The organism is Streptomyces sp. NPDC003027 (genome assembly GCF_053591435.1).
This window is the reverse complement of record NZ_JBSFTU010000034.1, coordinates 39,254-60,425: the sequence shown is the minus strand read 5'-3', so window position 1 is coordinate 60,425 and position 21,172 is coordinate 39,254. Positions and strand designations below refer to the sequence as shown.

At 71.8% G+C, this 21,172-nt stretch carries 20 protein-coding genes; 12 read left to right on the top strand and 8 right to left on the bottom strand.

Going from position 1 to position 21,172, the window contains the following annotated elements:
- Positions 1-3: 3 nt before the first annotated feature.
- The 3 genes from ACWDX6_RS22785 to ACWDX6_RS22775 form a co-directional block, all read right to left on the bottom strand.
- Positions 4-1,833: a glycosyltransferase family 2 protein gene (locus ACWDX6_RS22785; protein WP_451486720.1), complete on the bottom strand. Its 1,830-nt coding sequence runs from the start codon at positions 1,831-1,833 to the stop codon at positions 4-6.
- A 223-nt stretch (positions 1,834-2,056) separates the two neighbouring features.
- Positions 2,057-2,350 (bottom strand): MTH1187 family thiamine-binding protein, encoded by a 294-nt coding sequence (locus tag ACWDX6_RS22780; RefSeq protein ID WP_451486719.1) that lies wholly within the window; start codon positions 2,348-2,350, stop codon positions 2,057-2,059.
- Positions 2,347-2,691 carry a DUF3817 domain-containing protein gene (locus tag ACWDX6_RS22775; protein ID WP_451486718.1) on the bottom strand — a complete coding sequence of 115 codons (345 nt, stop codon included), beginning with the start codon at positions 2,689-2,691 and terminating at the stop codon, positions 2,347-2,349. Before ACWDX6_RS22775 ends, ACWDX6_RS22780 begins: the two co-directional genes overlap by 4 nt.
- A gap of 107 nt (positions 2,692-2,798) precedes the next feature.
- Between ACWDX6_RS22775 and ACWDX6_RS22770 the strand changes: the two genes are divergently transcribed.
- From ACWDX6_RS22770 to ACWDX6_RS22755, 4 genes are all read left to right on the top strand, one after another.
- The gene (locus ACWDX6_RS22770; RefSeq protein ID WP_451486717.1) at positions 2,799-3,437 is read left to right on the top strand and encodes an AIM24 family protein; all 639 of its coding nucleotides are present in this window, start codon (positions 2,799-2,801) and stop codon (positions 3,435-3,437) included.
- 88 nt (positions 3,438-3,525) lie between these two features.
- The gene (locus ACWDX6_RS22765) at positions 3,526-4,176 is read left to right on the top strand and encodes an AIM24 family protein (RefSeq protein ID WP_451486716.1); all 651 of its coding nucleotides are present in this window, start codon (positions 3,526-3,528) and stop codon (positions 4,174-4,176) included.
- Positions 4,173-4,958 carry an AIM24 family protein gene (locus ACWDX6_RS22760; RefSeq protein ID WP_451486715.1) on the top strand — a complete coding sequence of 262 codons (786 nt, stop codon included), beginning with the start codon at positions 4,173-4,175 and terminating at the stop codon, positions 4,956-4,958. Before ACWDX6_RS22765 ends, ACWDX6_RS22760 begins: the two co-directional genes overlap by 4 nt.
- Before the next feature lie 120 nt (positions 4,959-5,078).
- On the top strand, positions 5,079-5,555 hold the full coding sequence (locus ACWDX6_RS22755; protein WP_451486714.1) for a MarR family winged helix-turn-helix transcriptional regulator: 477 nt from the start codon (positions 5,079-5,081) through the stop codon (positions 5,553-5,555).
- Between the two features lie 20 nt (positions 5,556-5,575).
- On the opposite strand, the gene ACWDX6_RS22750 is transcribed toward ACWDX6_RS22755, so the two are convergent.
- Positions 5,576-6,994 carry an ATP-binding protein gene (locus ACWDX6_RS22750; protein WP_451486713.1) on the bottom strand — a complete coding sequence of 473 codons (1,419 nt, stop codon included), beginning with the start codon at positions 6,992-6,994 and terminating at the stop codon, positions 5,576-5,578.
- Positions 6,991-7,656, bottom strand: a complete 666-nt coding sequence (locus ACWDX6_RS22745; protein ID WP_451486712.1) for a response regulator transcription factor — start codon at positions 7,654-7,656, stop codon at positions 6,991-6,993. The genes ACWDX6_RS22750 and ACWDX6_RS22745 overlap by 4 nt, the downstream gene beginning before the upstream one ends.
- Before the next feature lie 116 nt (positions 7,657-7,772).
- Here ACWDX6_RS22745 and ACWDX6_RS22740 point away from each other — a divergent pair, with 116 nt between their 5' ends.
- Positions 7,773-8,300: a PepSY domain-containing protein gene (locus ACWDX6_RS22740; RefSeq protein ID WP_451486711.1), complete on the top strand. Its 528-nt coding sequence runs from the start codon at positions 7,773-7,775 to the stop codon at positions 8,298-8,300.
- Between the two features lie 67 nt (positions 8,301-8,367).
- On the opposite strand, the gene meaB is transcribed toward ACWDX6_RS22740, so the two are convergent.
- A complete protein-coding gene (gene meaB, locus ACWDX6_RS22735) occupies positions 8,368-9,324 on the bottom strand; it encodes a methylmalonyl Co-A mutase-associated GTPase MeaB (RefSeq protein WP_451486710.1) in 957 nt (318 codons plus the stop codon).
- A 25-nt stretch (positions 9,325-9,349) separates the two neighbouring features.
- Positions 9,350-10,567, bottom strand: coding sequence for an acetyl-CoA C-acetyltransferase (locus ACWDX6_RS22730; protein WP_451486709.1), 1,218 nt, complete (start codon positions 10,565-10,567; stop codon positions 9,350-9,352).
- 137 nt (positions 10,568-10,704) lie between these two features.
- Between ACWDX6_RS22730 and mce the strand changes: the two genes are divergently transcribed.
- From mce to ACWDX6_RS22695, 7 genes are all read left to right on the top strand, one after another.
- Entirely contained in the window at positions 10,705-11,145 is a 441-nt protein-coding gene (gene mce, locus ACWDX6_RS22725; RefSeq protein ID WP_356891400.1) for a methylmalonyl-CoA epimerase, read from the top strand.
- 212 nt (positions 11,146-11,357) lie between these two features.
- Entirely contained in the window at positions 11,358-15,647 is a 4,290-nt protein-coding gene (gene scy, locus ACWDX6_RS22720) for a polarized growth protein Scy (RefSeq protein WP_451486708.1), read from the top strand.
- Between the two features lie 114 nt (positions 15,648-15,761).
- Positions 15,762-16,700 (top strand): cellulose-binding protein, encoded by a 939-nt coding sequence (locus ACWDX6_RS22715; protein ID WP_451486707.1) that lies wholly within the window; start codon positions 15,762-15,764, stop codon positions 16,698-16,700.
- A 94-nt stretch (positions 16,701-16,794) separates the two neighbouring features.
- On the top strand, positions 16,795-17,760 hold the full coding sequence (locus ACWDX6_RS22710; protein ID WP_451486706.1) for an ABC transporter ATP-binding protein: 966 nt from the start codon (positions 16,795-16,797) through the stop codon (positions 17,758-17,760).
- A gap of 3 nt (positions 17,761-17,763) precedes the next feature.
- Positions 17,764-18,543 carry an ABC transporter permease gene (locus ACWDX6_RS22705; RefSeq protein WP_451486705.1) on the top strand — a complete coding sequence of 260 codons (780 nt, stop codon included), beginning with the start codon at positions 17,764-17,766 and terminating at the stop codon, positions 18,541-18,543.
- A 156-nt stretch (positions 18,544-18,699) separates the two neighbouring features.
- A complete protein-coding gene (locus tag ACWDX6_RS22700) occupies positions 18,700-19,794 on the top strand; it encodes an ATP-binding cassette domain-containing protein (RefSeq protein ID WP_451486704.1) in 1,095 nt (364 codons plus the stop codon).
- Positions 19,791-20,609: an ABC transporter permease subunit gene (locus ACWDX6_RS22695; protein WP_451486703.1), complete on the top strand. Its 819-nt coding sequence runs from the start codon at positions 19,791-19,793 to the stop codon at positions 20,607-20,609. The genes ACWDX6_RS22700 and ACWDX6_RS22695 overlap by 4 nt, the downstream gene beginning before the upstream one ends.
- A 43-nt stretch (positions 20,610-20,652) precedes the next feature.
- On the opposite strand, the gene ACWDX6_RS22690 is transcribed toward ACWDX6_RS22695, so the two are convergent.
- Positions 20,653-20,979: an ATP/GTP-binding protein gene (locus ACWDX6_RS22690; protein ID WP_451486702.1), complete on the bottom strand. Its 327-nt coding sequence runs from the start codon at positions 20,977-20,979 to the stop codon at positions 20,653-20,655.
- Between the last annotated feature and the right edge of the window lie 193 nt (positions 20,980-21,172).

Here is a 21,172-nt window from a genome sequence, read left to right as displayed (position 1 = left end):
GGCTCAGTTCCCTCCGGTCGTCGTGGGCGCGGGAGCGGGGGCGGGCTTGGCGGTCCCCGCGGCGGCGGCGGTGGTCTGGGTGACCTTGGCGACCAGGGCCACCGGCTCGCCGGCGGGGGCGGGGTGGACGGCCATGGTCTTCCTGGCCTCGGCCCGGGCGCGCCGGTCCCGCAGGGTCGTCCAGCTCCAGATGGCGACGGGGGCGAGCGCGATGGCGAGGGCCAGGACGGCCCAGGTGCGCATGGCGGCGTGGGTGTGGCGGAAGGGGACGGAGGCGGCGAGCGAGGCGACGAGGACCGCGGCCCAGAAAAGGTGGATGCGGAAGGTGCTGAGCCGGTCGGGGCTGGTCTCACCGCCCTTGGGGGTGACGACGAACCGGCCGCTGGTGCGCAGGACCGCCGAGCCGAGCGACGTGAGGTAGATGGGGGCGGAGAGCGCGGACATCGCCATGCCGGCCAGACCGCCGGATCCCTCGGGCTCGTGGGGTGAGACGTTGTGGCGGCGGTTCCACAGGTACAGGCCGATCTGCAGGGCCACCGCGTCGCTGTAGATCATCAGCCAGACGGCGGAGGAGACCTGGGTGCCGGACGCCCCGAGCCAGAGGAACAGGACGCAGCTGAGGACGCCGAGGAACCAGTTGACGGCCGTCATCGGGTAGTACACGAGCATCAGGGTGTAGTTGAGGAGACGACCGGGCGGAATCCGGAAGGGCGCCTTCCAGTACTGCTTGAACAGCGTCTCGTACGTCCCCCGGGACCAGCGCAGCTGCTGGGAGAAGAAGTCGGTCCAGGAGGCCGGCCCCTCGCCGACGGCGAGCACGTCGGGGGTGTAGACGGAACGCCAGAAGCGGCCGGTGTGCGGGTTCCGGGTGCGGTGCAGTTCGAAGCCGGTGGCCATGTCCTCGGTGATCGAGTCGTACAGGCCGCCGATCTGCTTGACGGCGGCGATCCGCACGACGTTGTTGGTGCCGACGAACATGGGCGCGTGGTAGCGGTTGCCGGCCCGCTGGATCAGCGCGTGGAAGAGGAACTGCTGGGACTCGGCGGCCTTGGTGACGGCGGAGGTGTAGTTGCCGTACACCTGCGGTCCGACGACGAAGGCGACGTCGGGGTCGCGGAAGTAGCCGAGCATCCGCTCCAGGAAGTTCGGCAGCGGTACGTGATCGGTGTCGACGGAGGCGAAGAAGTGGTACGCGTCCCCGTGCATCGCGATCCAGGCGTTGTAGTTGCCGTGCTTGGTGCGGGCCTTGTGGGCGCCGGCCGGGCGGTTCCACTCCGGGACGCCGGCACGGGTGAAGTGCCGGACGCCGAGCTCCGCGCAGAGCGCCTTCGCCCGCTCGTCGTCGCCCTCGTCGAGGAGCCAGACGTCCCGCGGGCCGCAGTGGCGCAGCCGCACCGCCCCTTCGAGGGTGGCGCGGACCATGGAGAGGGGTTCCTTGCCCGGTACGTACGTGGTGAGGAAGGCGACGCGGGTGCCCTTCTCCGGGTACACGGGTACGGGGTCGCGCGCCACCATGGTGGCGTGGGCGATCGACGCGACGTTCACCAGCATGAAGAGGCAGATCAGACCGATCGACACCAGCATCACGGTGTCGAACGCGACGAGCCACCGCTCACCGCCCTCGCGGACGGTCCAGTGGCTGGGCCAGACGAGGTAGGCGAGCAGCAGCGCGGACAGCAGGGGCGCGAGGGTCATGAGGAGGACCGCACGTATGCGGTGCGGTTCCTTCGAGAGCAGGCTGCGGTACCGCACCTGGTAGGCGTCCGTGTCCGGCTCCGTGAGCGGACCGGCGAGTCGGCTGTAGGTGTCGTAGTCGTAGCCTCTCGGCCGCACGGTGCCTCCAGCTGTCGTCGAACAGGTCCATAACCCCACAAAAGGGGACGCTGTTCGATGTGTCGACTGGAGTAGTCCGAGCGAGCGGTTTTACTCCGCACGGCGGAATGGGGACGGCGCGTACGCCCATTCGGTGCGGCGCGGGGCCGTTGCGGCGCGCGGCGACGACGAAGCCCCCCCCCCCCCCGGCGGTGGGCCGGGGGCTCGCGTACGGTTCTCCGTCTCAGGCCGAGAGGTGGCGCTCCACCGTCTCGACCTTGGAGGTCAGGCCGTCGGTGACACCGGGCCGGACATCGGCCTTGAGGACCAGCGAGACCCGCGGCGCGCGGGCCTCCACTGCGGCGACGGCGCGCTTGACGACGTCCATGACCTCGTCCCAGTCACCCTCGATCGAGGTGAACATGGCGTCGGTGCGGTGCGGCAGCCCCGACTCCCGGACGACCCGGACGGCGTCGGCCACGTACTCGCCGACCTCCTCGCCCACGCCCAGCGGGGTGACGGAGAAGGCGACGATCACGCGTTCACCGCGCCCTCGCGGCGGGCGCGGGAGGCGATGACCGCGTCCTGCGCCTCGCGCTTCAGCCTGCGCTCGGCGAAGAAGCCGCCGAGGGGGAGCACGGAGAGCACGAAGTAGAGCGCCGCCGTCTTGATGTTCCACTTCGTGCGGTTCCAGGCGTCGAGCCAGAACAGGACGTAGAGGATGAAGAGGATGCCGTGGATCGCACCCATCACCGGCACCGCGTTGAAGTCCGTGGTCCGCTTCAGCACCGAGCAGACCAGCAGCAGGAGGAACGACACGGCCTCCGGAGCCGAGACGAGCCGGAGCCGGTGGAGGGAGGAGGCGGTCTTGATGTCCACGGGAGGGGTCACCTTCGTTCGATCTTGTGAACGGACGCACAAGGGCCCGTCCATTGTGCACGCCGACTTTGCTGTCTCTTTATCCGGGGGCCCAGTACCGTCACTGCGTGGCAACGTTCCGACTCCAAGGCAGCAAGGTGCTGGCCGTCGACATGACCGGCGACGCCGTCAAGGCGAAAAACGGCTCGATGGTGGCCTACGACGGCCAGATGGCCTTCAAGAAGATGTCCGGCGGCGGCGAGGGCCTGCGCGGCATGGTCACCCGCCGGCTCACCGGCGAGCAGATGGAGCTGATGGAGGTGAGAGGCCAGGGGACCTGCTGGTTCGCCGACCGGGCGTCCGAGATCAACCTCGTCTCCCTGCACGGTGACAAGCTCTGGGTCGAGGCGAGCAATCTGCTCTGCGCCGACGCCGGTCTGCGCACCGGCACGAGCTTCACCGGCCTGCGCGGCGGCGCGACCGGCAACGGCCTCTTCACGACGACCGTCGAGGGCAGCGGCCAGGTGGCGATCATGTCGGACGGCCCCGCGGTGGTGCTGCGGGTGACCCCGCAGTACCCGCTCGCCGTCGACCCCGGCGCGTACATCGCCCACCAGGGCAACGTCCAGCAGCACTTCCAGTCCGGTGTGACCTTCCGCACGTTCACGGGCGAGGGCGGTGGCGAGGCGTTCCAGATCCGCTTCGAGGGCGACGGGCTCGTGTACGTCCAGCCGAGCGAGCGGAACACCGTGGGGGGTGACGTGTGAGCGTCGCACGCGCGGCCACCGGGCCGCGGACGACGACGATGTCCGCACCTCCGCGCCGCGCCGGCGGAGAAGCGAGCCAGGAGGACTGATGCCGTTCCGTGAGATCAACTCCAAGATGGTCGAGGCCACGGTCGTACCGGGGCAGCGCATGTTCAGCCAGCGGGGCGCGATGCTCGCCTACCGTGGCGACGTCACTTTCACGCCGAACATCGCCGGCGGCCAGGGCGGCGTGATGTCGATGATCGGCCGCCGGGTGGCGGGCGAGGCGACACCGCTGATGACGGTCGAGGGCCACGGCACGGTGATGTTCGGGCACGGCGGCCATCACATCCAGGTGATCCGGCTGACCGGCGACACCCTCCACGTCGAGGCGGACCGGCTGCTCGCCTTCGACGGCACCCTGGAGCAGGGCACGATGTTCATGGGCTCCCAGGGCGGCGTGATGGGCATGGTGCGCGGCCAGGTGACCGGCCAGGGCCTCTTCACGACGACCCTGAAGGGTCACGGCTCGGTGGCCGTCATGGCGCACGGCGGGGTGATCGAGCTGCCGATCACTCCTGGCCGCGCGGTCCATGTGGACCTGCAGGCGTACGTCGCCCACCACGGGGACGTACGGAACAAGCTGTCCACCGCGCTGGGCTGGCGCGACATGGTGGGACGCGGCTCGGGCGAGGCGTTCCAGCTGGAGCTGAGCGGCAGCGGTGCGGTGTACGTCCAGGCCTCGGAGGAGAAGCTGTGAGCGCCCCGGTGATCCACGACCCGATGACGCTGCCGTCGGACGACAACGTCAACCCGTACACCTTCTGCGTGGAGCTCAAGGGCTCCCAGTGGTTCCTGCAGAAGGGGAAGATGATCGCCTACTACGGGCGGATCGACTTCAACGGCATCGGTCACGGTCGGCTCGACCGCCTGGTCCGTACGTCCTTCCACTCGCCGCTGCACGCGAGCGACTGGGTGGTGGCGGAGGGCAGCGGCAAGATGCTGCTCGCCGACCGGGCCTTCGACGTGAACTCGTACGACCTGGACGAGGGCAATCTGACCATCCGTTCGGGAAATCTCCTCGCGTACCAGCCGACGCTGGCGCTGAAGCAGTCGATCGTGCCCGGCTTCGTGACGCTGCTGGGCACGGGCAAGTTCGTGGCGGCCTCGAACGGTCCGGTGGTCTTCATGGAGCCCCCGCTGCGGGTGGATCCGCAGGCGCTGGTGGGCTGGGCGGACTGCCCGTCGCCCTGCCACCACTACGACCACGGCTACCTGACGGCTGTGATGGGCGGCGTGCGGGCGCTGACGGGCCTGGGCGGCAGCTCCGGTGAGGAGCACCAGTTCGAGTTCATGGGCGCGGGTACGGTCCTGCTCCAGTCGACGGAGCTGCTGATGGCGGAGCGCGCGACGGGCGCGGCCCCGCATCAGCCGGGGGTGCCTGGTACGCACCATTCCGGCCATTCGGGCCAGGGTCAGCACGGTTCCGCACCGCGCCTTCCCGGCCAGCTGGGGGACCTCCAGCGTCGCTTCGGGCTGTGAGCGGTAGTCTGCGGAGTGTGACGTCCTCGAACGTCTGCACCCGTACTCCGGGGCCCCGGGTGCGTGGCGTCACACTCCCTGACTTCGTCCAGTATTCAACTTCTTAGGTAGAATCCATATATGGAGACCGAGACGGCCACCCCCTGGCTCACCGACGCCGAGCAGTGCGCCTGGCGCACCTACCTGGACGTCAACAGAATGCTGACGTACCAGCTGGAGAAGGACCTGCAGCCCTTCGGTCTGACCATCAACGACTACGAGATCCTCGTCAATCTCTCGGAGTCGGCCGACCGGCGGCTGCGGATGAGCGACCTCGCGACGGCGACCCTGCAGTCCAAGAGCCGGCTCTCGCACCAGATCACCCGGATGGAGAACGCCGGTCTCGTCCGCCGGCAGAACTGCGAGTCGGACCGGCGCGGTCTGTACGCGGTCCTGACCGAGCAGGGCATGGAGACGATGAGGAAGGTGGCGCCGCATCACGTCGAGTCGGTGCGCAAGCACTTCATCGACCAGCTGACCCCCGAGGCGCTTGGCGACCTCCACGAGTCCCTGAAGCCGGTCGCCGACCAGCTCAGAGGCCGGCGGGGCAAGCCGTAGCGACGAGGCCCGCCCGCGGGTCAGCCGGCCGTCGGCAGCCGCAGGACGAAGAGCGCGCCCCCTGACCGCCCGGCGGTCACCGTCAGGTCCCCGCCGTGGCGGCGGGCCACGTCCCGGGCGATCGCCAGACCGAGGCCCGCACCGCCCTCGTCGCGCGTGCGGGCGTCGTCGAGGCGCACGAACCGTTCGAAGACGCGCTCGCGTTCGGCGGCGGGAACACCCTCGCCGTCGTCCGCGACCGCCAGCACCGCCCACGCGCCCTCCGCGCGCACCGTCACCGTGATCCGGTGGCGGGCGTGGCGCTGGGCGTTGTCCAGGAGGTTGGCGAGCACCCGGGCCAGCTGCCCCCGCGACCCCGGCGCCTCGACACCCTCCTCGGCCTCCACCCGGACGGCGATCCGGTCCCCCGTACGCCGCGCCACCTCGGCGCGCACCAGCTCCCCGAGGTCCAGCCGCGTCCGCCCCGGCCGCTCCCCCGCGTCCAGGCGGGCGAGCAGCAGCAGATCGGCGGCGAGCCGCTGGAGCCTGACCGTGTCCTCGACGGCGCCGGGGACGTCGAGCAGACCCGGATGCGCGGCGCCCACCTCCAGCTGCGTACGGAGGCTGGCGATCGGGCTGCGCAGCTCGTGCGAGGCGTCCGCGACGAACCGGCGCTGCCGCTCCACGGACGCCTCCAGGGCGGACAGCGTCTCGTTCGTGGTCCGGGCGAGCCGGGCGACCTCGTCACCCGTCGGAGGTTCGGGCACCCGGCGGCTCAGGTCCTCCGAGGCCGTGATGGCGGCCATCTCGCGGCGGATGGCCTCGACGGGGCGCAGGGCGCGCCGGGTCACCAGCCAGGTCACCCCGCCCACCACACCCAGCAGGACGGGCAGTCCGACCAGCATGGCGACGGAGGCGGTACGCACCGCGTCCTGCTGCGCCGCCAGCGGCGCGCCCGCGTACACCCGGACCGTCCCGTCCCCGGCGTCCGCCACCTCCACCTCGGCGAACCGGTAGGCGGCGCTCCTGCCGTCCACCGTGGCCCGGCCCTCGCCGTGCCAGGTGACGGTGCCGGACTCACCGGCGCCCGGCCCGTCGTCGTCCTCGTCGTCGTCCCGGCCGGCCCCGGGACTCGCGACCGGGTTGACACCGGACACGCCGGTGCCGCTGATGGCCGTCAGGCCCTCGCTGACCGCCAGCACCCGGCCGTCCCGGTCGACGACCTGCACCGGATGGTCCTCCCCGTCCGGCAGGTCGAGGGCGGTGTACGGAGCGCCGGCCGCGATCTGCGACGCGACCCGCCGGGCGACACTGTCCGCCTCGGCGTCCGCCCGGCCGGCCAGGTTGCCGCGCAGCGACAGCAGTACGGCGATCCCGGCGGCGATCAGGGCCAGGGCGACGACCAGGGTCGCCCCGAGCGTGGCCCTCGCCCGTACCGAGGCGAACGGCCGGCCGCTCACCGCGCCTCCAGCCGGTAGCCGGCGCCGCGCACGGTCCTGATCAGCGCGGCGCCGAGCTTGCGGCGGAGCGCGCTGACGTACACCTCGACGATGTTCGGGTCTCCGTCGTAGGCGAAGTCCCAGACGTGCTCCAGGATCTCGGCCTTGGACACCACCGTGCCGGGGCGCACCGCCAACTGCTCCAGGACCGCGAACTCCTTGGCGGTCAGGGGGACCTCCTCCTCGCCGCGGTGCACCCGGCGCGCCGCGGTGTCCACCCGCAGCTCGCCGAGGACCAGCACGGGCGCCACCCCGGCCCCGGAGCGCCGGCGCCGCAGCAGCGCCTTGATCCGGGCCACCAGGACCACGTACGAGAACGGCTTGGTCAGGTAGTCGTCGGCGCCCGTGTCCAGGCCCTCCGCCTCGTCGTACTCGCCGTCCTTGGCGGTCAGCATCAGGATCGGCACGTCGTGGCCGGCGGCGCGCAGCGCGGCGCAGACCCGGTAGCCGTTCATGCCGGGCAGCATGATGTCGAGCACGACCAGGTCGTACGCCGCCTCGCTCGCCCGGTGCAGGCCCTCCAGGCCGTCGTGGACGACGTCCACGACATAGCCCTCCGCCGTCAGGCCCTTGGCCAGGGACAGGGCGAGCCGCTTCTCGTCCTCCACGATCAACAACCGCATGGGCCCAGGTTCGCAAATCCCACCTGAAGACGGCTTCAGGTTGCTTCAGCGTGGCTTCAGGTCCGGGTCCGCACAGTGGTGTCCGTCGAAGCGAACCCCATCGTTCGGAGGACCTCATGAAGCGCAACATCGTCATCGCCACCGTCGCGGCGGCCGCCGTGGTCTGCGGCGGAACCGCGGCCGCCGTCGCGGCCGACGACGGCCCGCAGGAGCCGGCACCCACCCAGGTGCGGGCCGCCGGCGCGCAGCACGCGGACGACGACGAGCGCGCCGCGGCGCGCGGCGCGAAGGTGACCGCCGCCCAGGCGATCGACGCCGCCCTGAAGGCGAAGCCCGGCACGGTCGTCTCCGTCGACCTCGACACGGACGACGACGGCGGGGACGACGACCGCGGCTGGGAGGTCGACATCCTCGGCCAGGGCACCACCTCGTACACCGTCCACGTGGACGCGGCCACGGGCAAGGTCGTCGGCACCGAGACCGGCAAGGACGACGCAGAGAAGGCCGACGCCGACGACGACGACGCGGAGGACGCCGGCACCGGCACCGACGCGCGTCAGGACGACACCGGCGACGACGGGCAGGACGACGCCAAGGACAGCGCCGCCAAGGACAGCGCCGACGACGACGGCGCCGACGACTGACACGCCCAGGGGCCCGGTGCGCGGGAAGCGCACCGGGCCCCTTCGTCCGTCGGGCCGGGTCGGGCCGTCAGTTGCCCGTCAGGCTCGCGATCAGTTCGTCGGACGCCGCGTACGGGTCCAGCTCACCCGCCACGATGCGCTCCGCGAGCGCGTCCAGGCGCCGGTCGCCGTGCAGGTCCCCGATCCGCTCGCGCAGCGCCGTGACCGCGATGGTCTCGACCTCTCGGGCCGAGCGCGAGCGGCGGCGCTCCGCCAGGACACCGTGCTCCTCCATCCAGGCGCGGTGCTTCTCCAGCGCCTCCACGACCTCGTCGACGCCCTCGCCCCGCGCCGCGACCGTCTTGACGATCGGCGGCCGCCAGTCACCCGGACCGCGCGCCTCGCCGAGACCGAGCATGTGGTTCAGCTCGCGGGCCGTCGCGTCCGCGCCGTCCCGGTCCGCCTTGTTCACCACGTACACGTCGCCGATCTCCAGGATGCCCGCCTTCGCGGCCTGGATCCCGTCGCCCATACCGGGCGCGAGCAGCACCACCGAGGTGTCGGCCTGGGAGGCGATCTCCACCTCCGACTGGCCGACGCCCACCGTCTCGACGAGGATCACCTCGCAGCCGGCCGCGTCCAGGACGCGGATCGCCTGCGGGGCCGCCCAGGCGAGCCCGCCCAGGTGGCCCCGGGTCGCCATCGAGCGGATGTACACGCCCGGGTCGGAGGCGTGCTCCGACATCCGGACCCGGTCGCCGAGCAGCGCTCCCCCGCTGAACGGGGACGAGGGGTCGACGGCCAGGACGCCGACCCGCTTCCCGGCCCGCCGGTAGGCGGCGACCAGGGCGGACGTCGACGTGGACTTGCCCACGCCCGGCGAGCCCGTCAGGCCCACCACGTACGCACCGCCGGTCAGCGGCGCGAGCGCCGCCATCACCTCGCGCAGCTGCGGGGACGCCCCCTCCACCAGTGAGATCAGCCGGGCCACGGCGCGCGGCCTGCCCTCCCGTGCCTGGGCGACGAGTTCGGGGACGTCCACCATGTGCTGATGCTCCTTAGGTACGGAACTACTTGCCGGTGCCGGATACGCGGGGAACACGGACGATCAGGGCGTCACCCTGACCGCCACCGCCGCACAGCGCCGCCGCGCCGACACCGCCGCCGCGCCGCTTGAGCTCCAGGGCGAGGTGCAGCACCACGCGGGCGCCCGACATGCCGATGGGGTGACCGAGGGCGATCGCGCCACCGTTGACGTTCACCTTTTCCGGGGTCACGCCCAGGTCCTTCATCGACTGGACGGCCACCGCCGCGAACGCCTCGTTGATCTCGATCAGGTCGAGGTCCTCGACGCCCAGGCCGTCCTTCTTCAGGGCGTGCCGGATCGCGCTGGACGGCTGGGACTGAAGCGAGTTGTCCGGGCCTGCGACGTTGCCGTGGGCGCCGATCTCGGCGATCCACTCCAGGCCCAGCTCCTGGGCCTTGGCCTTGCTCATCACGACCACGGCGGCGGCGCCGTCCGAGATCTGCGAGGAGGTGCCGGCCGTGATGGTGCCGTCCTTGGCGAAGGCCGGGCGCAGCTTGCCGAGCGACTCGACGGTCGTCTCGCCGCGGATACCCTCGTCCTTGGCGAAGACGACCGGGTCGCCCTTGCGCTGCGGGATCTCGACCGGGGTGATCTCGGCCTCGAAGATGCCGTTCTTCTGCGCGGCGGCGGCGCGCTGGTGCGACAGCGCGGCGATCTCGTCCTGCTCGGGGCGGGCGATGCCGAGGCGCGTGTTGTGCTTCTCGGTGGACTCGCCCATGGCGATGTTCTCGAAGGCGTCGGTCAGGCCGTCGTAGGCCATCGCGTCGAGCATCTCGATCGCGCCGTACTTGTAGCCGTCGCGGGACTTCGGCAGCAGGTGCGGGGCGTTGGTCATCGACTCCTGGCCGCCGGCGACGACCACGTCGAACTCGCCGGCGCGGATCAGCTGGTCGGCCAGCGCGATGGCGTCGAGTCCGGAGAGACACACCTTGTTGACGGTGAGGGCGGGGACGTTCATCGGGATGCCGGCCTTGACGGCGGCCTGGCGGGCCGGGATCTGGCCGGCGCCCGCCTGGAGCACCTGCCCCATGATCACGTACTCCACCTGGTCGCCGCCGATGCCGGCCCGGTCGAGCGCGGCCTTGATGGCGAAGCCGCCCAGCTCCGCGCCGGAGAAGGACTTGAGGGAGCCGAGCAGCCGTCCCATGGGCGTGCGGGCGCCCGCGACGATCACTGAAGTGGTACCGGTCGTTCCAGACATGAGGCACAGCCCCTTGAGATGAGGAGTGAACGAGGGTTTACCGCCAATGTACTGAGCGGTGCCGCTCAGGGTCACCGGGCAGCCGGTGTGACGGCGCGCACGTTGCGTAACCACCTCCCTGGCGTTGCACTGGGACCATGCTGACGCGAATCGACCACATCGGGATCGCCTGTTTCGACCTCGACAAGACTGTCGAGTTCTACCGTGCGACCTACGGTTTCGAGGTGTTCCACTCCGAGGTGAACGAGGAGCAGGGCGTCCGCGAGGCCATGCTCAAGATCAACGACACCTCGGACGGCGGTGCCTCCTACCTCCAGCTCCTGGAGCCGACCCGGGAGGACTCCGCGGTGGGCAAGTGGCTGGCGAAGAACGGCGAGGGGGTCCACCACATCGCCTTCGGGACCGCCGATGTCGACGGTGACGCCGCCGACATCCGTAGCAAGGGTGTCCGAGTCCTCTACGACGAGCCCCGGATCGGCTCCATGGGCTCCCGCATCACCTTCCTCCACCCCAAGGACTGCCACGGCGTGCTGACCGAACTGGTCACCTCCGCCGAGCCGTCGGCGGACCACTCCTGAGTCCGCTGCCGCGTCCACTCCTCGGTGGAGCACTGACCTCCGGATTCCTGGCCCGGTAGAGTGGGCGGCTCCGGGCCGGGGCCGGTCGGTGCCGCATGCCATGCGGCGTCGAAGTCGGGGTATCCGATCTGTCACTATTCCCCGGGGGGCCCGTTCGCCGGGGAACGGATCTCATTGGAGTGTTGCGACCAGGGGACGGATGGGACCGCGCAGTGCGGGGCTACGAACGCCAGGAGAGCCACCGAGCTGAAGACGACCATCTTTCGCGGTTCGAAGCCGAGATGGACCGGCTGAAGACCGAGCGGGAGAAGGCCGTCCAGCACGCCGAGGACCTCGGTTACCAGGTCGAGGTCTTGCGCGCCAAGCTCCACGAGGCGCGCCGCACGATCGCAACCCGGCCGGCCTACGACAGCGCGGACATCGGCTATCAGGCCGAGCAGTTGCTCCGCAACGCGCAGATCCAGGCCGACCAGCTGCGCCAGGACGCCGAGCGCGAGCTGCGCGAGGCCCGCGCCCAGACCCAGCGCATCCTGCAGGAGCACGCCGAGCACCAGGCGCGGCTCCAGGCCGAGCTGCACAACGAGGCGGTCCAGCGCCGTCAGCGCCTGGACCAGGAGCTGGCCGAGCGCCGCCAGACCGTCGAGGCGCACGTCAACGAGAACGTCGCCTGGGCGGAGCAGCTGCGCGCCCGTACGGAGTCCCAGGCCCGCCGTCTGATGGAGGAGTCCCGCGCCGAGGCCGAGCAGGCGCTCGCCGCCGCCCGGGCCGAGGCCACCCGACTGGCCGAGGAGACCCGGCAGCGCGTCGGCTCGCAGGCCGAGGCCGCCCGTGCCGAGGCCGAAGCGATTCTGCTGCGTGCCCGCAAGGACGCCGAGCGCCTCCTGAACGCCGCCTCGACGCAGGCGCAGGAAGCCACCAGCCACGCCGAGCAGCTCCGTTCGGCCACCACCGCCGAGACCGACCAGGCCCGCCGGCAGGCGGCCGAGCTGTCCCGCGCCGCCGAGCAGCGCATGCAGGAGGCCGAGGACCGGCTCCGCGAGGCCCGCGCGGAGGCCGAGAAGGCGCTGGCGGAGGCGAAGGAGGCCGCCGCCAAGCAGCTGTCGTCGGCGGAGTCGGTCAACGAGCAGCGCACGCGTACGGCGAAGGCGGAGATCGCCCGGCTCGTCGGCGAGGCCACGAAGGAGGCCGAGGCGCTCAAGGCGGAGGCCGAGGAGAAGCTCCGCGAGGCGAGCGCCGAGGCCGAGAAGCTGGTCTCGGAGGCCGCCGAGAAGGCCCGTACGGTCGCGGCGGAGGACTCCGCCGCCGCCCTCGCCAAGGCGGCCCGTACGGCCGAGGAGGTGCTCACCAAGGCGTCCGAGGCCGCCCAGGAGACCACCCGCAAGGCGTCCGAGGAGGCGGAGCGGATCCGCCGCGAGGCCGAGGCCGAGGCCGACCGGCTGCGCACCCACGCCGAGGAGCAGGCGGACGAGCTGCTCGGCTCGGCGAAGGACGACACCAAGGAGTACCGCGCCAAGACGGTCGAGCTCCAGGAGGAGGCGCGGCGGCTGCGCGGCGAGGCCGAGCAGTTGCGCGCCGAGGCGATCGCCGAGGGCGAGCGGATCCGCGGCGAGGCCCGGCGCGAGGCCGTCCAGCAGATCGAGGAGGCGGCCAGGACCGCCGAGGAGCTGCTGACCAAGGCCCGTACGGACGCCGACGAGCTGCGGGCGAGCGCGGGCGCCGAGAGCGACCGGGTCCGCTCCGAGGCCATGGAGCGCGCGCAGACGCTGCGGACGCAGGCCGAGGAGACCCTGGAGCGCACCCGGGCCGAGGCCGAGCGGATGCGGGCCGAGGCGGAGGAGCAGGCCGAGGCGGTCAAGGAGGCGGCCGAGCGGGCCGCGACCGCGCTGCGCGAGGAGGCCGAGCGGGCCGCCGAGGCCCGGCAGGCCGAGGCCGCAGAGGAGCTGGCCCGGCTGCACGCCGAGGCCGAGTCGCGGGTCGAGAACGCCGGGCGCGAGCTGTCCGACGCCCGGGCCGAGAGCGAGCGGATCCGGCGCGAGACCGCCGAGGAGACCGAGCGGCTGCGGACCGAGGCCGCCGAGCGGATCCGTACGCTCCAGGCGCAGGCCGAGCAGGAGGCGGAGCGGCTGCGCACGGAGGCCGCGTCGGACGCGTCCACCGCGCGCGCCGAGGGCGAGGCCGTGGCCGTACGGCTGCGCACGGAGGCGTCGACGGAGGCCGAGCGGCTGAAGTCGGAGGCGCAGGAGACCGCCGACCGGGTGCGGGCGGAGGCCGCGGCCGCCGCCGAGCGGGTCGCCGCCGAGGCCGCCGAGGCGCTGGCCGCCGCACAGGAGGAGGCCAACCGGCGCCGCCGGGAGGCCGAGGAGACGCTGGAGTCGGCCCGTTCCGAGGCCGGCCGGGAGCGCGAGCACGCCCGCGAGCAGTCCGAGGAGCTGCTGGCCTCCGCCCGCAAGCGGGTGGAGGAGGCGCAGACCGAGGCGCAGCGTCTGGTCGAGGAGGCGGACCGCCGGGCCACGGAGATGGTGTCCGCCGCCGAGCAGACGGCCCGGGAGGTACGCGACTCCGTCGCCGGTCTGCACGAGCAGGCCGAGGAGGAGATCGCCGGGCTGCGCAGCGCGGCCGAGCACGCGGCGGAACGCACCAGGGCCGAGGCGCAGGAGGAGGCGGACCGGGTCCGCGCCGACGCGCACGAGGAGCGGGAGCGGGCCGCCGAGGACGCGAACCGGGTACGGACCCGCGCCCAGGAGGAGTCGGAGGCCGCGAAGGCGCTGGCCGAGCGGACGGTCACGGACGCGATCGCCGAGGCGGAGAAGCTGCGCGCGGACACCGCGGAGTACGCGCAGCGGGTACGGACCGAGGCGACGGACTCGCTGGCCTCGGCCGAGCAGGACGCGGCCCGCACCCGTGCGGACGCCCGGGAGGACGCCAACCGGATCCGTTCCGAGGCGGCGGCCCAGGCGTCGACGCTGGTCGGCGAGGCGACGTCCGAGGCGGAGCGGCTCACCGCCGAGGCCGAACGGCTGCGTGCCGAGGCCGAGCGGGTCAAGGCGGACGGCGAGGCGGAGGCCGAGGCCCTGCGGGCGGCCGCGCGCGCGGACGGCGAGCGGGTGCTCGACGAGGCCCGGAAGGCCGCCGACAAGCGGCGCGCCGACGCCGCCGCCCAGGCCGACCAGCTCATCGGCGAGGCCACGAGCGAGGCCGAGCGGATCACCGCGGAGGCGGCGGAGCTCCTGGAGACGACCGAGCGCGACGCGCTGCGGCTGCGGACCGAGGCGGAGCAGGTCAAGAAGGACGGCGAGGCCCACGCGGAGGCGCTGCGGGCGGCCGCGCTGGCCGACAGCGAGCAGGTGCTCGACGAGGCACGGAAGGCGGCCGACAAGCGCCGCTCGGACGCGGCCGAGCAGGCCGACCAGCTCATCGGCGAGGCGACGAGGGAGGCCGAGCGGATCACGGCGGAGGCCGGCGAGCTCGCCGAGTCGCTGACGTCCGACGCGACGCGGCAGGCCGAACTCACCGTCTCCCGGGCGTCGGACGAGGCGGAGCGGATGCGTGCCGAGGCCGCCGAAACGGTCGGCGCGGCGCAGCAGGCCGCCGAGCGCATCCGGGCGGAGGCCGAACGGGTCCGCGCGGACGCCGAGTCGGCGGCGGAGCAGATGCGTTCCGAGGCACGTGCGGAGGCGGACCGTACGCTCGACGAGGCGCGCGAGGCCGGCGCCAAGCGCCGCTCGGACGCGGCCGAGCAGGCGGACCAGCTCATGGCGAAGGCCCAGGAGGAGGCGCTGCGCGCCACCACCGAGGCGGAGTCGCAGGCGGACACGATGGTCGGCGCGGCCCGCAAGGAGGCCGAGCGGATCGTCGCCGAGGCGACCGTCGAGGGCAACTCGCTGGTGGAGAAGGCGCGTACGGACGCGGACGAGCTGCTGGTCGGGGCGCGCAGCGACGCGACGGCCATAAGGGAGCGGGCCGAGGAGCTCCGGGCGCGGATCGAGGGGGAGATCGAGGAGCTGCACGAGCGGGCGCGGCGCGAGACGGCCGAGCAGATGAAGACGGCCGGCGAGCGCGTCGACAAGCTGGTGAAGGCCGCCGAGGAGCAGCGGGCCGAGGCCGAGGAGAAGGCCAGGGAGCTGGTCTCCGAGGCGAATTCGGAGGCGAGCAAGGTCCGGATCGCCGCGGTGAAGAAGGCCGAGGCGCTCCTGAAGGAGGCCGAGCAGAAGAAGTCGTCCCTGGTCGCGGAGGCGGAGCGGATCAAGGCGGAGGCGGAGCGCGAGGCCGAGACGATGATCTCCGAGGGCCGGCGGGAGCTGGATGTGCTGGTGCGCCGTCGCGAGGACATCAATGCCGAGATCTCCCGTGTCCAGGACGTCCTGGAGGCGTTGGAGTCTTTCGAGGCACCGGCCGGCGGTGCGAAGCCGGACGGGGCGAAGTCCGCTGGTGCGAGGGACGGCGCCAAGGCGGGCGCCTCGGTGGGGGTTACACGTTCGAGTGGCAAGCCTTCCGGGGGCTAGCCACTCAAAAGGCTGGACATTCTCCAGATCAAACGGGCATACGCTCGATGACACGCCGCTTCGGCCCCTAGGATTCCCTCTAACACCTCACCGGTCTCATTCGACAGGAACCCCATGAGCGACACTTCCTCCCCCTTCGGCTTCGAGCTCGTGCGGCGTGGTTACGACCGCGGTCAGGTGGACGACCGCATTACCAAGCTCGTCGCCGACCGTGACAGTGCTCTGGCCCGAATCACCTCTCTGGAAAAGCGCATCGAGGAGCTCCACCTCGAGACCCAGAACGCCCAGGCCCAGATGACCGACGCCGAGCCGTCGTACGCCGGTCTCGGTGCTCGCGTCGAGAAGATCCTCCGCCTCGCCGAGGAGGAGGCGAAGGACCTGCGCGAGGAGGCCCGTCGCGCCGCCGAGCAGCACCGCGAGCTGGCCGAGTCGGCCGCGCAGCAGGTACGCAACGACGCCGAGTCGTTCGCCGCCGAGCGCAAGGCGAAGGCCGAGGACGAGGGCGTTCGGATCGTCGAGAAGGCGCAGGGCGAGGCCAACTCGCTGCGTGCCGAGGCGCAGAAGGACGCGCAGTCCAAGCGCGAGGAGGCGGACGCCCTCTTCGAGGAGACCCGCGCCAAGGCCGCCCAGGCCGCCGCGGACTTCGAGACGAACCTGGCCAAGCGCCGGGAGCAGTCGGAGCGCGACCTGGCCTCGCGTCAGGCCAAGGCGGAGAAGCGCCTCGCGGAGATCGAGCACCGCGCCGAGCAGCTGCGGCTCGAGGCCGAGAAGCTGCGTACGGACGCGGAGCGCCGGGCCCGCCAGACGGTGGAGACCGCGCAGCGCCAGGCCGAGGACATCGTGGCCGACGCGAACGCCAAGGCCGACCGGATCCGCTCGGAATCGGAGCGCGAGCTGGCGGCGCTGACGAACCGCCGCGACTCGATCAACGCCCAGCTGACCAACGTCCGCGAGATGCTGGCCACGCTGACCGGTGCCGCGGTGGCGGCGGCCGGCTCCCCGATCGACGACGAGCCGGCCACCCGCGGCGTCCCGGCCCAGCAGACGCGCTGAGCCAGGCCAGCCCGGCGAGCTGAGTCCTTAAACACGGGGAGACCCTCCGCCATTCCGGTGGCGGAGGGTTTTTGGCGCCCTTAGGTTGGTACGCATGATCGAGCTCGAGGGCCTCACGAAGCGATTCGGCACGAAGACGGCGGTCGACCATCTCTCCTTCCAGGTCCGGCCGGGTGTGGTGACCGGTTTCCTCGGTCCCAACGGAGCCGGCAAGTCGACGACCATGCGCATGATGCTCGATCTGGACAATCCGACCAGCGGTACGGTCCGGATCGACGGCAGGCACTACCGCGAGCTCCAGGAGCCGCTGAAGTACATCGGGGCGCTGCTCGACGCCAAGGCGATGCACGGCGGCCGGTCCGCGTACCACAACCTGCTCTGCCTCGCGCAGGCGAACCGCATTCCGGAGAGCCGGGTCGGCGAGGTCCTCGATCTGGTCGGGCTGACCCCGGTCGCGAGGAAGAAGTCGAAGGGCTTCTCCCTGGGCATGGGCCAGCGGCTGGGAATCGCCTCCGCGCTTCTGGGTGATCCCGAGATCCTGATGTTCGACGAACCCGTCAATGGTCTGGACCCCGAGGGAATTCACTGGATCCGCAATCTGATGAAGGCGCTCGCGGCCGAGGGCCGGACGATCTTCGTTTCGAGCCATCTGATGAGCGAAATGGCCCTGACGGCCGATCACCTCATCGTGATCGGACAGGGAAAGCTGCTGGCCGACACGTCGATGGCGGATTTCATCCAGGAGAATTCCCGGAGTTACGTACGGCTGCGCTCGCCGCAGCGGGAACAGCTCCTGGACGTCCTGCACTCCAGCGGTTTCACACCGGTCGAGGCGGGCAACGGCGCGCTGGAGGTGGACGGCGCCACCACCGAGAAGCTGGGTGAACTGGCCGCGGAGAACGGGCTCGTGCTGCACGAGCTGAGCGCGCAGCGCGCCTCCCTGGAGGAGGCGTTCATGCAGATGACGGCCGGTGCGGTGGAGTACCACGCGCACGGCACGGATGTTCACGGGGGCCGAGCGCCCGGCCCCCAGTGGGGCGACACCACCAAGGGAGCCTGAACGATGGCAGCCGTATCCGCGGTCCTCCAATCGGAGTGGACCAAGATCCGCACGGTCTCGTCGACCATCTGGACGCTGGCGAGCGCGCTCCTGGTGACGGTGGCGATGAGCGCGGCGCTGTGCGCCCTGCTGGCGTCGACGTTCGACGATCTGTCCGCCGCCGAGCGGGCGACCTTCGACCCGACCTTCATCAGCTTCTCCGGGATGATGCTGGGCCAGCTGGCGATGGTCGTCTTCGGTGTCCTCGTGGTGGGCACGGAGTACAGCTCCGGGATGATCCGCACGTCGCTGGCGGCCGTGCCGCAGCGCGCCACCTTCCTCTTCTCCAAGATTGCGGTGGCGGGCGCCCTCGCGCTCGCCGTCGGTCTGGCGACCAGCTTCCTGTCGTTCTTCCTGGGGCAGGCGCTCCTCGGCGAGCACCGCACCTCGCTGGGCGCGGAGAACGTGCTGCGGGCGGTGATCGGCGGCGGGCTCTACATGGGCCTGATCGCGATCTTCTCGATGGGTGTGGCGGCGATGCTGCGGTCGTCGATGCTCTCGCTCGGCATCCTGGTGCCGTTCTTCTTCCTGATCTCGCAGATCCTGTCGGCGGTCCCCAAGGCCAAGGAGGTGGCCCTCTACTTCCCCGACCAGGCCGGTTCCAAGATCATGCAGGTGGTGCCGGACGCGATGAACTCGGAGAAGGCGCCGTACGGCCCCTGGGGCGGGCTCGGCATCATGCTGATCTGGGTGGCGGCCTCGCTGATCGGCGGCTATCTGGTCCTGAAGAAGCGGGACGCCTAGTCGGGGGAAGCGGGGCGTGCCCGCCGGCCGGCCCGGCCGGGAGTTCGCACGTCGCCGGAACCGTCAACGGCTCGATAAGCTCCTAGCTCATACGGGGGGCTACCGGCCGACGGCCACGGCCCCGACGACGACCTGACCTGTCGATGGGGCTGGAGAATGATCGAGGCAGTCGGCCTGACCAAGCGCTACGGCGCCAAGACGGCCGTGTACAACCTTTCCTTCCAGGTGCGGCCGGGGACCGTCACCGGCTTCCTGGGACCCAACGGCTCCGGCAAGTCGACCACCATGCGCATGATCCTCGGGCTGGACCGGCCGACGTCGGGGCATGTCACGATCGGCGGCCACCCCTTCCGGCAGCTGCCGAACGCGCCCCGCCAGGTGGGCGCGCTGCTCGACGCCAAGGCCGTGCACGGCGGCCGCAGCGCCCGCAGCCATCTGCTGTCGCTCGCCCAGCTCGCCGGCATCCCGGCCCAGCGGGTCGACGAGGTCCTCGGGGTCGTCGGCCTCCAGGACGTCGCCAAGCGCCGCTCCAACGGCTTCTCGCTGGGCATGGGGCAGCGGCTGGGCATCGCGGCGGCGCTGCTCGGCGACCCGCAGGTGCTGCTCTTCGACGAGCCGGTCAACGGCCTCGACCCGGAGGGCATCCTCTGGGTCCGCAACCTCATGAAGAAGCTGGCCGCCGAGGGCCGGACGGTCTTCGTCTCCAGCCACCTGATGAGCGAGATGGCGCTGACCGCCGACCATCTGATCGTGATCGGCCGCGGCCAGCTGCTCGCCGACATGAGCGTCAAGGACTTCATCTCGGCGAACTCCGCGGACTTCGCTCGGGTGCGGACCCCGCAGACGGAGCCGGAGCAGCGGGAGAAGCTGACGGCCGCGCTGACCGAGGCCGGCGGCCGGGTGATGTCCGAGCCCGACGGGGCGCTGCGGGTGACGGGCCTCGCCCTCCCCCGGATCAGCGATCTGGCCCATGGCGCGGGCGTACGGCTCTGGGAGCTGTCCCCGCACCAGGCGTCGCTGGAGGAGGCGTACATGCGGATGACGCAGAGCGCCGTGGACTACCGCTCCACCGAGGACCAGCTCGCCCACCTCCAGCCGCCGCAGGCGCCCCACCACCAGCAGCCGCCCGACCCGTACGTGGTGCCGGAGGTGCCGCAGCAGGGCTGGTACGCCCCGCCGCCGCCCGGACAGAACCCGTACGCCACGCAAGCGCACAGCGAGCCCGCCCCGAACGCCGAGGACGCCCGATGACCGCCCCGACCCCGCCGTACTCGTACGTCTCCCCCATTCCGGTCCGCCGGGCGCACCTCGGGGACGCGCTCGCCTCGGAGTGGACCAAGATCCGGTCGGTGCGCTCCACCGTGTGGACGCTCGGGGTGATGGTGGTGCTGATGCTGGGCATCGGCCTGGGGGTCGCCGCGATCGTGGCGGCGTCGAGCGAGCACCCGCAGGGCGAGTCGGCGCTCGGTTTCGGTTTCTTCGGCGTGCTGCTCGGTTCGATCTGTGTGATCACGCTGGGCGTGCTGACGATCGCCTCCGAGTACGGCACGGGCATGATCCGCACCACGCTGACCGCCTGCCCGAGCCGGGCCCGGGTGCTGACGGCCAAGGCGATCGTCTTCTTCCTGCTCGTCTTCACGGTCACCACGGTGACCGCGACCGTGGTCGCGATGGCGCAGGTGGCGATGGTGGACGCCGTCGAGCCGGCCGGGGCGGAGTGGCTGAGGGCCACGGTCGGCGCCGGTCTGTTCGTCGCGCTGCTCGGACTGCTGGCGCTCGCCGTCGGCTCGATCGTCCGGCACTCGGCGGGTGCGATCACAATCATGATCGGGGTGCTGCTGCTGCCGCTGGTCGCGGCGATGTTCATGTTCTCGGAGTCGCTGGCGAAGGTGCAGGAGGCGCTGCTCACGTACGCGATCCCGAGCCAGCTGATCGCGCTGTACGCCGACCGGTCGGCGGTGGGCCAGGGCGGCCCTTCGGGGTGGGACCCGGTGTGGATCCTGGCGGGCGTCGTGGCCGCCGCGATGGCCGGCGCGTACGCCCTGATGAACAACCGGGACGTCTGACCGGGGCCCGCGCCGGCACCGGCTCCGCCGGCCGGGAGCGGGCTCAGTACCGCGGCGCGTTACGGGACCGCTGCACCCGCGTGGTGCGGCGGTCCTTCGCGTTCCAGCACGCCTTGTGCCAGTGCCGCCGGTCCTCCACTCCCCCGTACTCGGGCCAGGCCACCACGTGCGGCGCGCCCCCGGGGATCTCCTGGTCGCAGCCGGGGCAGCGGTAGCGCTTGCCGGGCACGCTCGCCCCGGCCACATGGCGGACGAGCCACTCCTGGCCCTGCCAGGACTCGCTGCGCTGTATTCCGCCGTAGCGGTCGGTCTCCGCGCCGCGAGGGTCGGGCTTCTCGCCGCCAAGGGGGCGGTTGCGACGCGGGGACACGAATCACCTCACGGAGGCCGGGTACACGGACGGTTCCGACAAGCCTACGGGCCGCGACGCGGTCGCCCGGTCCACCCTCCAGGCGCAGTTAGCGGAAAATCGCAAGAACCTGGCGACGGGCCGTTGCCTTTGGCACGTGTCAGACGTTGTTGCCAGTACGAGGGGGAGAACCGCGTCGGCCGCAAGGAGGCAG

What these genes read in the sequence shown, in the direction of transcription:
- ACWDX6_RS22765 (WP_451486716.1), top strand. Translation starts at nt 3,526, where the DNA reads ATGCCGTTCCGTGAGATCAACTCCAAGATGGTCGAGGCCACGGTCGTA.
- ACWDX6_RS22755 (WP_451486714.1), top strand. Translation starts at nt 5,079, where the DNA reads ATGGAGACCGAGACGGCCACCCCCTGGCTCACCGACGCCGAGCAGTGC.
- ACWDX6_RS22745 (WP_451486712.1), bottom strand. Translation starts at nt 7,656, where the DNA reads ATGCGGTTGTTGATCGTGGAGGACGAGAAGCGGCTCGCCCTGTCCCTG.
- ACWDX6_RS22740 (WP_451486711.1), top strand. Translation starts at nt 7,773, where the DNA reads ATGAAGCGCAACATCGTCATCGCCACCGTCGCGGCGGCCGCCGTGGTC.
- meaB (WP_451486710.1), bottom strand. Translation starts at nt 9,324, where the DNA reads ATGGTGGACGTCCCCGAACTCGTCGCCCAGGCACGGGAGGGCAGGCCG.
- ACWDX6_RS22730 (WP_451486709.1), bottom strand. Translation starts at nt 10,567, where the DNA reads ATGTCTGGAACGACCGGTACCACTTCAGTGATCGTCGCGGGCGCCCGC.
- mce (WP_356891400.1), top strand. Translation starts at nt 10,705, where the DNA reads ATGCTGACGCGAATCGACCACATCGGGATCGCCTGTTTCGACCTCGAC.
- ACWDX6_RS22715 (WP_451486707.1), top strand. Translation starts at nt 15,762, where the DNA reads ATGAGCGACACTTCCTCCCCCTTCGGCTTCGAGCTCGTGCGGCGTGGT.
- ACWDX6_RS22710 (WP_451486706.1), top strand. Translation starts at nt 16,795, where the DNA reads ATGATCGAGCTCGAGGGCCTCACGAAGCGATTCGGCACGAAGACGGCG.
- ACWDX6_RS22705 (WP_451486705.1), top strand. Translation starts at nt 17,764, where the DNA reads ATGGCAGCCGTATCCGCGGTCCTCCAATCGGAGTGGACCAAGATCCGC.
- ACWDX6_RS22700 (WP_451486704.1), top strand. Translation starts at nt 18,700, where the DNA reads ATGATCGAGGCAGTCGGCCTGACCAAGCGCTACGGCGCCAAGACGGCC.
- ACWDX6_RS22695 (WP_451486703.1), top strand. Translation starts at nt 19,791, where the DNA reads ATGACCGCCCCGACCCCGCCGTACTCGTACGTCTCCCCCATTCCGGTC.